The 13,119-nt window shown below is 35.3% G+C and carries 14 protein-coding genes; all 14 read right to left on the bottom strand.

Annotated features, from left to right (window positions below):
* Window positions 1-10: 10 nt before the first annotated feature.
* Genes rfbD through C7Y70_RS08010 form a run of 14 tightly spaced genes read right to left on the bottom strand, consistent with a single transcriptional unit; the run spans window position 11 to window position 12,911 of the window.
* The gene (gene rfbD, locus C7Y70_RS08075; RefSeq protein WP_135474238.1) at window positions 11-862 is read right to left on the bottom strand and encodes a dTDP-4-dehydrorhamnose reductase; all 852 of its coding nucleotides are present in this window, start codon (window positions 860-862) and stop codon (window positions 11-13) included.
* Window positions 862-1,929, bottom strand: a complete 1,068-nt coding sequence (gene rfbB / locus C7Y70_RS08070) for a dTDP-glucose 4,6-dehydratase (protein WP_135474237.1) — start codon at window positions 1,927-1,929, stop codon at window positions 862-864. The genes rfbD and rfbB overlap by 1 nt, the downstream gene beginning before the upstream one ends.
* Window positions 1,930-1,960: 31 nt before the next feature.
* The gene (gene rfbC, locus C7Y70_RS08065) at window positions 1,961-2,509 is read right to left on the bottom strand and encodes a dTDP-4-dehydrorhamnose 3,5-epimerase (protein ID WP_135474235.1); all 549 of its coding nucleotides are present in this window, start codon (window positions 2,507-2,509) and stop codon (window positions 1,961-1,963) included.
* Window positions 2,506-3,402: a glucose-1-phosphate thymidylyltransferase RfbA gene (rfbA, locus tag C7Y70_RS08060; RefSeq protein WP_135474233.1), complete on the bottom strand. Its 897-nt coding sequence runs from the start codon at window positions 3,400-3,402 to the stop codon at window positions 2,506-2,508. Before rfbA ends, rfbC begins: the two co-directional genes overlap by 4 nt.
* Before the next feature lie 19 nt (window positions 3,403-3,421).
* Window positions 3,422-3,898: a glycosyltransferase gene (locus tag C7Y70_RS08055; RefSeq protein ID WP_135474231.1), complete on the bottom strand. Its 477-nt coding sequence runs from the start codon at window positions 3,896-3,898 to the stop codon at window positions 3,422-3,424.
* Complete coding sequence (locus C7Y70_RS08050; RefSeq protein WP_135474229.1) at window positions 3,895-4,347, bottom strand: UDP-N-acetylglucosamine--LPS N-acetylglucosamine transferase; 453 nt, start codon at window positions 4,345-4,347, stop codon at window positions 3,895-3,897. The genes C7Y70_RS08055 and C7Y70_RS08050 overlap by 4 nt, the downstream gene beginning before the upstream one ends.
* Window positions 4,344-5,186, bottom strand: coding sequence for a glycosyltransferase (locus C7Y70_RS08045; RefSeq protein WP_167850804.1), 843 nt, complete (start codon window positions 5,184-5,186; stop codon window positions 4,344-4,346). Before C7Y70_RS08045 ends, C7Y70_RS08050 begins: the two co-directional genes overlap by 4 nt.
* Complete coding sequence (locus C7Y70_RS08040) at window positions 5,186-6,109, bottom strand: glycosyltransferase family 2 protein (protein ID WP_135474225.1); 924 nt, start codon at window positions 6,107-6,109, stop codon at window positions 5,186-5,188. The genes C7Y70_RS08045 and C7Y70_RS08040 overlap by 1 nt, the downstream gene beginning before the upstream one ends.
* Window positions 6,110-6,146: 37 nt before the next feature.
* Entirely contained in the window at window positions 6,147-7,502 is a 1,356-nt protein-coding gene (locus tag C7Y70_RS08035) for an oligosaccharide flippase family protein (RefSeq protein ID WP_135474223.1), read from the bottom strand.
* Window positions 7,502-8,350, bottom strand: a complete 849-nt coding sequence (locus C7Y70_RS08030) for an endonuclease/exonuclease/phosphatase family protein (RefSeq protein WP_135474221.1) — start codon at window positions 8,348-8,350, stop codon at window positions 7,502-7,504. The genes C7Y70_RS08035 and C7Y70_RS08030 overlap by 1 nt, the downstream gene beginning before the upstream one ends.
* Window positions 8,337-9,506 (bottom strand): hypothetical protein, encoded by a 1,170-nt coding sequence (locus C7Y70_RS08025; protein ID WP_135474219.1) that lies wholly within the window; start codon window positions 9,504-9,506, stop codon window positions 8,337-8,339. Before C7Y70_RS08025 ends, C7Y70_RS08030 begins: the two co-directional genes overlap by 14 nt.
* Before the next feature lie 55 nt (window positions 9,507-9,561).
* Window positions 9,562-10,005, bottom strand: coding sequence for a DapH/DapD/GlmU-related protein (locus C7Y70_RS20750; RefSeq protein ID WP_135474216.1), 444 nt, complete (start codon window positions 10,003-10,005; stop codon window positions 9,562-9,564).
* Window positions 9,998-11,275 (bottom strand): polysaccharide pyruvyl transferase family protein, encoded by a 1,278-nt coding sequence (locus C7Y70_RS08015; protein WP_135474215.1) that lies wholly within the window; start codon window positions 11,273-11,275, stop codon window positions 9,998-10,000. The genes C7Y70_RS20750 and C7Y70_RS08015 overlap by 8 nt, the downstream gene beginning before the upstream one ends.
* 16 nt (window positions 11,276-11,291) lie before the next feature.
* Window positions 11,292-12,911: a hypothetical protein gene (locus C7Y70_RS08010; protein WP_135474213.1), complete on the bottom strand. Its 1,620-nt coding sequence runs from the start codon at window positions 12,909-12,911 to the stop codon at window positions 11,292-11,294.
* Between the last annotated feature and the right edge of the window lie 208 nt (window positions 12,912-13,119).

The raw sequence follows: 13,119 nt of genomic DNA, 5'->3' as shown, positions 1-13,119 counted from the left end.
TATAAATTATTTAATATTTATTCTTATTTAAATTAAAGAACTCTTTTAAATGGCTATGCCAATGTACTTTCCCTTGGTTATTAGCAAGTAAACTAAAGATTGGCCTTTTAGCGGGGGTAGGATAATTTTCACTAGAAATTGGCACTAGTGGGATCGCTTTATTCAGTATGCCTATTTCGCAAGCAAGTGTTTGAATTGCAACTGCAAAGTCATACCAACTTGAAACACCCAAATCACTATAATGATATCGAGTAGAGAGCGCTTTCACTTCACAAAGAGACCATAAAAACTCAGCCAAGCCTTTTGCATTTGTTGGGCAACCAATTTGATCGCTTACAATGGATAACCTATCTTTTTCAGTCATCAAACGTAGCATTGTATTTACAAAGTTATTTCCATAACTAGAATAAACCCAAGATGTACGAACCACGGTGCTATTACTAGCATAAATTTGGGTAATGGCTTCCTCGCCCGCTAATTTTGACTCACCATAAACATTAATTGGGTTAGGTTTATGATCTGGGGAGTATGCCGAATTTTGGCGCCCATCAAAGACAAAATCTGTAGATACGTGAATAAGCCTTGCACCGTAGTCTTTTGCAACATGCGCAATTAATGCCACCGCATCTCGGTTTAACGCAAAAGCATTTTCTGAGTCAGTTTGAGCTTGATCAACAAGTGTGTATGCTGCGGCATTAATAATAAAGTCAGGCCTTATTGATAAAACAATATCGCGAATACTATCCAATTGCATAAGATCAATATCAGCACGGCCATAGGCAACAGCTTCGATATAAGTAGGGCAAGTATCAATTAGTTCAGAAGCTAGTTGCCCACTTTTTCCGATAATTAATGCTTTCATTATTTCTGCTGCCCTAAACGTTCACCTTGATAGCTGCCATCTTTAACGTTTTTGCACCAATCTTTATTATCTAAATACCACTGAATAGTTTTTAAGATGCCAGACTCAAATGTTTCTTCTGGGTACCAGCCTAGTTCTTTATTAATTTTATTCGCATCAATAGCATAACGAACGTCATGGCCTGGTCGGTCAGCAACATACGTAATTAAATCGTTAAAGTCCGTTAAACCCACAGGTTTTTCAGTTATGAGAGCATTAAGGTGATTACAGATAGTTTTAACCACATCTATATTTTTCTTTTCGTTAAAGCCACCAATGTTATAAGTTTCGCCAACCTCACCTTGTGTTACAACGGCATACAGAGCCCTTGCATGATCTTCAACGTATAGCCAATCTCTCACTTGCGAACCATCGCCATACACAGGTAATTGTTTCCCCTCAAGTGCATTTAAAATAACTAGCGGGATAAGCTTTTCTGGAAAATGATACGGCCCATAATTATTTGAACAGTTAGTTAATACGACCGGAAAATTATAAGTACGGTGCCATGCTCTCACAAGGTGATCTGATGCAGCTTTAGAAGCTGAGTATGGAGAGCTTGGTTCGTAGGATGTTTCTTCAGTAAACAAGCCTGTTTCACCTAGATCACCATATACTTCATCAGTAGAAATATGATGGAATTTAAATGTTGATTTTTTATCGTCGTTTAAATTGGCATAATAACTTCTTGCAGCTTCAAGAAGTTCATAAGTTCCAACTATATTTGTTTGTATAAACTCTCCAGGCCCATCAATTGAACGGTCAACGTGGCTTTCAGCAGCCAAATGCATAATGTAATCTGGTTGAAATTTTTCAAATGTAGCGCTGATTAATGAACGATCACAAATATCACCTTGAACGAAATGATAACGTGTAGAATCATCAACGGATGTTAACGATTCAAGGTTGCCTGCATAAGTTAATTTATCAAAATTGACCACCGTGTTTTCGGTGCCATTAATTAAATACCTTATCAATGCTGATCCTATAAAACCAGCACCACCTGTTACTAAAATTGTTTTTCTCATTGTTACCTCTAAGTGCCTCTAAAATAGCCTGTTAATTAAAATATGGTGCATCTTTAAATAATAAACCGCTCTCATCTTTAGCTGACAACTGCACGGTGTCTTCAGGGCTTATGGGCCAATCAATTTTCAGTTGAGGGTCATTCCAATACACACTTTGCTCAAATTGAGGCGCATAATAGTCTGTGCATTTATAAACAAATTCAGCGGTATCTGATGTAACATAAAAACCATGGGCAAATCCTGCTGGTACCCATAGTTGACGCTTATTTTCTGCACTCAAAACAATACCGAACCACTTTCCAAATGTAGAGCTGCTTTGTCGCATATCAATAGCAACATCGTATACAGCACCTTGCACTACATGGACTAACTTACCTTGAGTTTGCTGTGTTTGATAATGCATTCCTCTCAATATTCCACGGCTAGATTTGCTGTGGTTATCTTGCACAAATGTCACATCTGCCACATGCTCTTTAAACCACTGTTCTCTGAATGTTTCGAGGAAAAAACCACGCTCATCACCAAAAACCGTAGGCTCTATAATTTTCAGATCTAAAATCGGCGTATCAATTACTTTCATGAGAAAACTCGCTGAGACAGTAAACTTAATAGGTACTCACCATAACCACTTTTGCGAAGTGGTTCAGCAAGCTGTTTTAACTGAACATCATCGATGTACCCCATACGATAAGCAACTTCTTCAGGGCAATTAACTTTTAAGCCTTGGCGCTTTTCTATAGTTTCAATAAATTGAGCTGCTTGTAATAAGGAGTCATGCGTGCCTGTATCAAGCCAGGCTGTGCCACGGCCCATGATTTCTACATTTAAAGTGCCTGCTGCTAAATAGCGCTCAATGAGATCTGTTATTTCTAATTCACCACGCGCTGATGGTTTTACTTCTTTTGCAAAATCAACAACATCGTTATCAAAAAAATATAATCCTGGCACTGCATAGTTAGATTTAGGCTGTTGTGGTTTTTCTTCTACTGAAATAGCTTTACCACTTTCATCGAACTCAACAACACCATATGCACAGGGATTTGCAACATGGTAACCAAAAACGGTTCCGCCCTTGGACCTTAAAACTGCATTTTTTAAAGACTTAACCAAATCATGTCCATAAAAAAGATTGTCACCGAGAACAAGAGCAGCATTAGCACCCGCTAAAAAATCTTCGGCAAGTAAAAATGCTTGTGCTAGACCGTCTGGTGAAGGTTGATTAGTGTATTCTATTGATATCCCCCACAATGAACCATCACCTAACAGCTCTATAAAACGGGATTGCTCTTGCGGCGTTGTGATAATAAGTATCTCTTTGATACCTGCGCACATCAATGTTGCTATTGGGTAATAAATCATAGGTTTATCATATACAGGCATTAACTGTTTACTAACCACTTTCGTTAACGGGTAAAGTCGAGTACCACTTCCCCCTGCAAGGATTATCCCTTTTGTGTTATGAGCTATTGTCATGTGTTAATTTTTCCCTAATTTAAAAAACAATTTTTTTTATGTAATCGGTTATTTGTGGCGGGGCTATATGGTTAAGTTGCCCTTGTGAAGCAGTTGCAGCAAGCGCCGAATTTATGGCATCCGCAAGCATAGTTTCATCGTCTGCGGGATGGAGGCCTGCAAGCTCTTTTAACTTCATATACGTTGCTAATTGATGATCATTACGATGTTCGTTTAATGAATAAAGGCGCGGCATAACAACTAGCGGTTTTCCCTCACTCAAGCAAGATAAGATGGTTCCCATACCGGCGTGACCAATCACAACATCTGCATTATTAAAGTATTCATCTGCTTCTTTGCCTGAGATAAAATCAAATACCTTGCCAATTTTAGGGCGATAACCTTGCTCGCCAACTTGAAAAACGCAATCACTATAATTTTGCTCAATTGCCCACTTTTCAATTGCTTTTATAAGCCTATCAAATGAAAGCTGAGTACCTACTGTAACGAAAATCAAAACACTCTTCCTTTATAAATAGGACCATTTTCTCTTGCGACTTCAGGCCATTGTGTTAGCCATACATCTGCAATTTTAGATACTTTGCTACCAGCAAGAGAAAGTTCTTCAGCATTGGCTACTGAATCAACCCAAACCGTTTTTGCACCTATCAATTTACCCCAAAGGAGCGCGAAAAAACCCGGTGCAGCACCTGTACTAATAATGACATCAGGACGGTGTTTTAATACCTTGAAACATGTTTGCAAAGCTAAAAGAATGAGTTTAAATTTCTGGTCCATATTTGCATCGATTACTGTTTCAAAGCGATTATCATCTACATGGCTTTTTAAAGAAGCATCATTCGTTATGAAAACAACATCATGATCTTCCCAAACAGCTGATAAGCGATTTAATTGGATCCAGTGCCCACCACGAGATGCGATGGCCATAACTTTTTTCTTATTCATACTACATTCCTTGATGACTCATCTTTTTGCCACTTATAACTGTGGATATTTTTAGCTTTTATCTGTGCTGATTTAGCAGCAATAAAATTCACCATTGCATAAACTAAAAATTCAAAAACACTCGGTTTAATGCAAAAACGTTTGCCCGGTAGCTCTTGATTAACTAAGAGATTTTTTCTTTTTAATTCAAGATTACCCAGTTTACTTCGCGTTTTAATTTTTATCAGATCTGAGAGTGTACCTGGCGCATTAACAGTAGAAATACACTGTTTATCGACCATTTGCTGTGATTGAGGTACAACTTCGCGAATAAAACCATCATCAGCAATCACATTCGGAAATACATCAAAACACTGCCTAGCAGTTTTATTTAAACCATAAACACCTGAGCCAAACCCTTGTTGGTTATAAAACTTAGTTTTAAACCACGCATTATAAAATGCTTTAACAAACACACTTGAATGGGCAAAATTCATCACCGCTTTAGGTGATGCAAGTAAAGGCGTGGTTGTGTTAGATAAGGTTTTTATCAGTGACAAAATCTCTTCATAACTGATCACAACATCCGCATCCATGTAAATACGCGGGTAACCTAATCCAGCTTGTTTTTCAGCTTCATTTAACGCATTAGTTTTTGAGCCAAGTTGGATATCTAAACAAGTAACCTGCGGGAATTCCCGACGAATAAAGTCAACGGAATCATCACTTGTGCCATTAACCGCAATAGTAATTGTGTATTCACCATTTATAACACCGTCATAGAGCGGGTTAAGTGTACGACCAATTACATTTCGCTCATTATAAGCGGGGATAATAATTGCGGGTATAAGCGTTGTCATTATATTTCCCATTTAAGCTGTTGACGGCAAAACATCCACCAAACCTTTGCTTCTGCCCGTTTGAGCTTGTGAAATGAAAGTAAGCTGTAAGCACAAGCGCGTAATACAGCACCACAAAATAGGCTTAATCTTGCGACGCCATATGACAACGGATTCCAATATTTTTTGCAGTATTTTAATTTTGAATGATAAAGAAAATTTAATTTATTCTGCGAAGTAATTGTTTTACTTCCTTCATGCATTATAACTGCTTGACTGGTTGACATAGGCTTTGCTCCGAGCTCTCTCGCTCGTCGGCAAAGATCAACCTCTTCACTATACATAAAGAAACGTTCGTCAAATCCATTTAACTCTTTCAATAAATTGGTATCCATTAATAAGAAACAACCTGAAATTGAATCTACGTATGGCAATCTATTAATTTCATCCGGAGTGTAAGCATCTGGTATACGTAGAGACAGTTTTTTTAGTAGGATGTCTCCGAAGAAAGACCAACTTAACACCCCCCTTAAACTAGGTTCGCGCCACGCGTTTTGGCCATCTATTTGCCCTTGTGAATTGATTGTTTGCCCTCCCCAAACCTTCGCATCGGGGTTAGAGTTAGAAAAATCGACAAGACTCGTTATGCTGGTTTTATTAAGCCTAACATCAGGATTCAAAAAGAGAGTTCTATTGGCTTTAATATGAGGCAAAGCTAAGTTACAACCACTACCAAACCCAACATTATTTTTTGACTCTATAATCTTAAGATCGAACCCTTCAATATTTCTAAGCAAGGCAACTGAGTCATCATGTGAAGCATTATCTACGATAATTATTTGAAGGTGCTTATTTTCATAATAACCATTTTTTATGTCGGTAATTGCGTTAAATATATCTTCGCCACAGTTATAACAAACAATGACAATGGTAATTTTATCCATTAAAAAACCCTTAAATTTAGTCGTTGTTGACTTACTTTCACTTTTTTAAGTTACACTTTTTTACGTTTACTAAATTAGATAAACAAATGATTTGTAGCTTTAAACTGTTGAATGTGTAGAAGCGTATTCCTAATTTTCTATTAACGGTTATCGCATTCGTTATACACATAGTAATTGTACCTAAAAGAGAAGATATTGCCGCTCCAACAGCGCCGTAAAGAGGAATCAGAATAATGCACGAAGAGAATATTACTAACGCTGACATGTATAAATTTATTCTCAATCCTTTTAGGTTTTTAGTCATTGTTAATATGGTCCCAAGTGGACCAACAAAACTTCTTAAAACCCAACAAAATGAAAAAATTACCAAGACTAAATAGCTATTTTGGTAATCTTTCCCAAAAACTAATAAAATCATTTCTCCAAAGAAAACGAAAGATAAAAACATCCCTATTGAAAACGCATTTGAGATAGCGATCAGCTTAATTGACTCATCATGGATTGAAGCAAATCTTCCTTTTTCAAATTGTATAGAAATTTTTGGTGCTAAAAGCGCACAAAAGGCAACAAACATGAAACCAACTAGAGTTGACAATCTAAAGGCAACTGAAATTAAAGCTAGCTCGGTTTCAGTAAGCCAAAAACCTGATAGTAGAGCGCCTCCTTGTTGGATGATTATCATAATAAAGGCGATTGCTGTGTAAGGCAGTGTATAAGTGAGTGTTCTTTTAAAGTTTAACTTATTAAAATCTTTTACATCATTTTCTATTGGCAATTTATTTAGTTTAAAAGAAAAAATAACTAAGCAACTTAGAGCAACAAAAAAACAAAGAATTATAAAGAAAACACTTAAATATAAAACATTTAAATTCATCCAATAGACAGCCAAACAAGCAACAACACCTGCAAAACTGACGCCTAAACCCAGACTCCAATATTGACTGTAAACCATAACTTGACTTTGAAAGTAAGATGCTAAAACTTGAATAAATGAGAATATCAATGTAATTATTAGAAATGAATATAAAACAAAGCGAGCTAATTCACTTTCATATATAGGAAACATATTAAAGAATGACAACAAGGCCATGATGAGGCATAAAATGATGGAGGTAAAAAAAACAAATAAACTAGTTTGAGTAATAACATTTTTATGTTCTGAGGCTGATTTTTTATGAGCCAGTTGCTTAATAATGGCATTATCCGTGCCTGCTCTTGCCAGTTGAACAAGTATCATCATTATAGAATAGCTATATAAAAAAATTCCCGCTTCTTGAGTTGATATTGATCGTGCAACTAAAAATAGAAACAAAAAAGTCAATAATGCTGATATCACTTTTGAAAAAATAGCCGCAATAGATGTCTTTTTAAATAAAGTTAATATTTTTTTCACTATAAATCCATGTGTGCTAAGACAGGTTTATGATCACTGCCGGTGTTAATATTTAGCGTTTTACCAACCTTCAAGCTGATCCCTTTTGTATAAATTTCATCAATAGAAATAAGAGGACCTAACCAGCCAATTCGGTGTTTTGGGCCTGGAAAAGTATTTATAAAGCCAGAACCATATTTTGTTAGTGCCCCCTCGAAAGCATGTTCAGACACAAGAACCTCTCTGGGTAGGTTATTCTTAGTTACATTAAAGTCACCAGCAACAATTACTTTTTTTACACTAGATTGGTTTATATCTTCAAATAACTTGCTATAAAACCTCTGATAGTTTGCGTAATTGAGAAAAAACTTGGGTGCATGAAAGTTGTAAATTAGCAATTCTTCAGCATCAACTTCAATTATGACTTTTTGTATGTTCCCAATAAATCCGGATTCTTTTACTGTCAACTTAGTCATCAAAGCAGTTCTCTTGTTTTCGTCAAATATGTATTGATAAGCAGGAAACAAATTATTTAAAGTATTTCTAAAGTTCTCTCCTTTATCTCCTTCCTGTAGAAGTAAAATATCTGGGGAATGAGATAAAATAACGCTATTAATATCAGCAATTTTTTGTTCGTTACCTGATCGTAGAGAAAAAGTGATGACAGTTAGGTTTTCATCAACCTCGTCAACCTGATTAAAACCAAAGGATAGATAAAAATAAAGAGACAATGAAATCAGGCACAAACCTAACCCTAAAAATATTTTTCTCCAAATCAGACAAGATATAGCCCCAAAAAAAACAATTAAAATTGGTATATAACCTTGTATCAACAACCACACATCATGTATTAAGCTACCACTTTGCATTTTTTATACCCTTTGTAAGTTTTGGTTTAATTAAAAAAGAGTTATAAATACCTAACATGAGAAAAACCATTAATTGAGCGCGGTCAAAAAAATCGACAGTTAAACCAGCGAATACAATAGAGGCTGTTGAGCAGAAGAACACAAAGTAAAACTTACCATCAGTTTTATGGTCTTTATTCTGCCATTGTGCTTTTAGAGTCAAGAAAAAGAAGGCTGTCAGAAAAAATAATGCAGGGTATCCACTCACGAGAGTAACATTTAACCAAAAGCTATCAACGCTATCACTCATCCAAAATGGTCTAGACCAACTTTCAAACCCAATGCCAAATAGTGGGCTATTTGCAATATCATCTGCAGAGAATTGCCATTGTTGATATCTAGCGTAGGCGGTTGCGGGGTTAAGAGCTAAAGATTCAACCATTACAAGCACAGGGCCACGGTTAGAACTAACAATGAGTAAGAGGTAGATAATGCTTATCCCCCAAACTATTACCTTATAAATATTCTCAAAATATTCAGCTATTCTCTTAAGTACAAACAATGAAAATTGCATAATGACCATTAAAAATCCTGCTGAGGTCACAGAACTTATCATAGCAACAAAGAGCCCTGTGCTCATTAACAGTGCTTTTAATGGTTTGTAATATAAAAACGACAATGGCAGAACCATCAATGCACAAATTGAATAAAGTATAGGGTGTGAAAAAACAGTACTTGCTCGATGCAGGCCATACCTAAAGTATGAATCTCCTAAATATTCTAAAACTGGGTTTCCGAATATATTTGCAGCCCAAATATGCAGTACCCTAATCCCATTGCTAGCCTCTATAATAGCTAAAGGGATTAACAACGTAAAAACTAGAAGAAATGTTTTGAATAACTTTTTAAGAGAATCTTTAGAGCCACATAATAACAACCCAAGCCCATATCCAATAAAAACCTCTAAAAAGTTAATAACACCAGACTCAAGGTTGGCTGTACCGTGATTAGCTAAAAAGCTCACTGTGACCCATGCACAATAAAGAAGTAGAAACTTTTCAGTAAGCCCAAACAAATTTTGTTTTCTTAAATTAACAAGAACAAAAGGTGTAATACAAATTAAAATTAACCTATAAAGTTCCATTCTAATTGAACCCAAATAAAAAAAAGCTTCCATGGGGATCAACATCGAATAAAAGTAGATTAATACTAGCGTGTAAATATGCTTATTTTCAGCCATCATTTTCAACTAGTATTCCAAGGGCTTTTGTTTTTATACCTGTTTTTATTACTTTTGCAGGGTTACCACCGACAATAGTATTTGAAGCTACTGACTTAGTGACTACGCTACCAGAACCAACAATACATGAATCACCTATAGTCACTCCCGGTAGAATGATTGCATTTCCCCCTATAAAACAATTTTTACCAATTTTTATTGACTTAGTAAGGTTTCTTGACATGTCGTGAGTTAGTAAAATTGCCCCAAAGGCAATATACGTACCCTCACCTATATTTATACCTTTGGGATTTGTAAGATCTAATTTTGCTTTGAGTGAAATACGAGCAGTTGGATGAATATTCATCCCAAAAACTAAATTTAGAAATTTTATTCTTAAACCTAAAATCGCATGACGTAGAGTTACATGAACTAGCCATTTAATTTTCTTAAACATTGTATTTTCTCAGATGGGTATCAATTTCATGTAATTGTTCTAATGCTATTTTTCGAACATTGGGGACATGCTTATCAAGATCAATTTGAAGTGTTGATATAGTGTTTATTGATTCGATGACTCTATTAAATACTTCATCTGTTTCAAGCTTTCGCGGATCGATCACACTATATCCAACGCCACATGATTCAAAAACACCTAACGCCTTATCACTGTAAGATATTGTGCACACTGGTGTTTGAGTTGACAAAGCTGCAATGGTCGCATGCATTCGCGTACCCATAAACCAGTCAGTTTGAGATATTAACCACTTAATCTCACATTGATCCAAATTTGCTTCTTGAACTTGAATACGTGAAGAGTCTTTTAAGCCTAAGTTTTCAATAAGCTTAATACTCGCTTTATAATCTGATTCGTAATCACCCAAAGGCGATGTCAGTACATGTGGAATCAATACAATTTTAGAATCCGTACTTTCTAAAAGGTAAGTTATTAACTTTTCAATACATTCGTTGTAATCCGCCTTGAACTTATAACGATTCCTTGCTTCGTCAGGGTCATTAAAAATAAGACCACTTACATTTATTCCCAAAACTTTTTCATTCGAATCTGATTCAAGCCATTGCATCACTGTTTGATTTATTTTGTTTACTGATTTATTTACAGGTAATGCAAAAGCCATATCAACTCCAACTTTATGGATCTTTGGATCAAAGTCATGACCTAAAAGATCTTTTAATGTCTCATACGACCTTAAATCTCTTGCCCAAGCCATTTTTGCTTGTTTTACTAACTCTCTGGCTTCATTTTTTGTTTCTTCAGATATAAAAGGTCCATACGTTTGTGGTAAAAATACGAGAGGGATATTATTTTTCAAGGCAAAATATTTAGGAGAGTTCACCAAATCAAACCTAAATTTTCCGTATAGGTCTGTAAAACTATCTCCTCCGCTTACATCAAGAAACCCATCTGTATTAAGCAAGTGTTTACAGTTGGCATTATAGAAGCCATTAAATTTACTGAAAAAGTTTAATTGTAGATAACTTTCTTTTTGGTAAAACTTTTTGCTTAGCTTAGCACCACACAATGTGACCTCTGCAGTTCCACCTTCAACAGTAAACTTATTACTACGGATGCCTTTTTTAGAATCTAACACAGTAAAATTATTGCAATTATTAAAATTATAGAGAGTGGAAATTGCAGCATTACCAAGTGCTGAAACACCTAAGTTACTAGTTCCTGGATCTGAACCGCATATTACATAATGCATATTGGTACCTTTTTCTTTATGTTATTTTATACTTTAATTTAAGACTTTGAAGTCGCTCTTTTGCCCAACATGCTGTAACTAAAAAGCCTAGTTGGCTGGTATATATATTAGGATTTTTCAATATCTTAGTTAGTTCTTTATCTTCTATACCTAAATATTCACCCATTACATCAGGAAGTAAATTTTTGATAGTTTCATCATTAATTAAAGACTGTATTGTGGATGTAGAACCAAGATCGTTTTTTCCTTTCAAGCCAATAACTCTATTGTATACTTTTCTATATTTAACAATTAATTTACTGTTTAAAAGTGAACGATTACCTAATTGATTTCCATAAGGTATTTTAGCTAAGTTGGGATTTATTTTATCGATTAGAGTAAGTTGAGCTTGTCTATTTTTACGCAACTCATTCGGTACTGCGCTTGCCCAACAGAGGTAATCATCTGTTAATAATGGGGCTGCTACGTTATAAAACCCTGATGATGCATTCAGAACAGGTCCAACCCAATTTTTCACTCGATGCTCTGAATATAACGAGACCAAACTCGAACGCCATGCTTGTGAGTTTTTAGTATTTAGTATGTCATATAAGCTTGATGTAAGGTTTTCATGCAGTAATTGATGATGACCGACATCGTTCATCATTTTATTACCAGTCAAATAGAGACGCTTTTTAATCCATGTTTCAAAAATAAATCGATTAGATATAAGAGAGTCAAAAGGGGTGAAATAGAAATCGCCTGCACACTCTCCTCCAGCCCCACTTAACTGCCCTGTTCTTTTTGGTTCTAACTTTCTATAAACTGTAGGTAACCAGCTATATGAGGCTGCATTTGCACAAAACCCAGATAAAGCAACAAACTTCAAACCATCCTCAGCAAGCTTCCGAGCATCAAAAGAATCACTTATAAAAAAGTGCTCCGTGTCTGATAACTTACTTATCAATTTTGCAATTTGGACATCACTATCTAACGCTTTACCTATAGTGAAGTTTACTTTCGGGGAAATACCGCCAGCAAGGCCTAAGGCATAAACTAGTCTACTATCAATACCACCTGTTAATTCAGCTGCATAGTCGTTCGAAAAACATTCAGCCACCATTTTAGGAAGTGTATCCAAGAGCCTTTCTTCGGCAATTTTAAAAGAAAGAGGTTCTATAGTCATTTTATGAATCGTGATTTTATTATCACAAATCTTAATATAATTTCTGGCATTTAACTTATATACGTTTTCAAAAATGGATAAACTGCCTAAACGAAACCCTATAGACACATCTTGAAAAATTGCATTTTTTGATATAGTGCAGTCAAATAAAGCTGCTAATGTACTAGGATCGGATGATACAGCTTCAATGCCATTACCTCTATCTAGATAATATATATTACCCATAGCTAATTGAGATGAACTAATTTTCAATTCCGTAGGTGTTTTATTTATATGTACTACAAGAGGATCTATTGAGCTATATTCGGATGAGTTATCTTTTTTTACGTTTACATTTGAGCCCGCAGAGTAAAATAGGCTCAAACTAGAAAGTTCTGATAATTTTTCAACTCTCTCATAATCAAGCAAAAAATCGTATGAAGAAAAGTCATTGTTGATGATCAGAAATCGGCCTTGATCGATATTATTCATTCCCTTTTCTCTTCATAGTCCATAGTATAAAATCAAATTGTATTTTACACTAAACTTTAAATTACAACAATCCATATTGGGAACATAATTATACCTATTTATTTTTAACATCTTAAAAATTGACTAGCACCTCGTCAACAATAAGGATTTTCATGCAAATTTAATTTGATGGATTGCATTTAAGTGTTATTTATAAAAAAAATAAGAT

It is taken from the genome of Pseudoalteromonas sp. KS88, assembly GCF_004766475.1.
Classification (GTDB): Bacteria; Pseudomonadota; Gammaproteobacteria; order Enterobacterales; family Alteromonadaceae; genus Pseudoalteromonas.
This window is presented reverse-complemented; position numbering and strand designations above follow the sequence as displayed.

Bases quoted from the DNA above. Each gene is read 5' to 3' on its own strand.
- rfbD (WP_135474238.1), bottom strand. From the start codon at position 862: ATGAAAGCATTAATTATCGGAAAAAGTGGGCAACTAGCTTCTGAACTA.
- rfbB (WP_135474237.1), bottom strand. From the start codon at position 1,929: ATGAGAAAAACAATTTTAGTAACAGGTGGTGCTGGTTTTATAGGATCA.
- rfbC (WP_135474235.1), bottom strand. From the start codon at position 2,509: ATGAAAGTAATTGATACGCCGATTTTAGATCTGAAAATTATAGAGCCT.
- rfbA (WP_135474233.1), bottom strand. From the start codon at position 3,402: ATGACAATAGCTCATAACACAAAAGGGATAATCCTTGCAGGGGGAAGT.
- C7Y70_RS08050 (WP_135474229.1), bottom strand. From the start codon at position 4,347: ATGAATAAGAAAAAAGTTATGGCCATCGCATCTCGTGGTGGGCACTGG.
- C7Y70_RS08045 (WP_167850804.1), bottom strand. From the start codon at position 5,186: ATGACAACGCTTATACCCGCAATTATTATCCCCGCTTATAATGAGCGA.
- C7Y70_RS08040 (WP_135474225.1), bottom strand. From the start codon at position 6,109: ATGGATAAAATTACCATTGTCATTGTTTGTTATAACTGTGGCGAAGAT.
- C7Y70_RS08030 (WP_135474221.1), bottom strand. From the start codon at position 8,350: ATGCAAAGTGGTAGCTTAATACATGATGTGTGGTTGTTGATACAAGGT.
- C7Y70_RS08025 (WP_135474219.1), bottom strand. From the start codon at position 9,506: ATGGAAGCTTTTTTTTATTTGGGTTCAATTAGAATGGAACTTTATAGG.
- C7Y70_RS20750 (WP_135474216.1), bottom strand. From the start codon at position 10,005: ATGTTTAAGAAAATTAAATGGCTAGTTCATGTAACTCTACGTCATGCG.
- C7Y70_RS08015 (WP_135474215.1), bottom strand. From the start codon at position 11,275: ATGCATTATGTAATATGCGGTTCAGATCCAGGAACTAGTAACTTAGGT.
- C7Y70_RS08010 (WP_135474213.1), bottom strand. From the start codon at position 12,911: ATGAATAATATCGATCAAGGCCGATTTCTGATCATCAACAATGACTTT.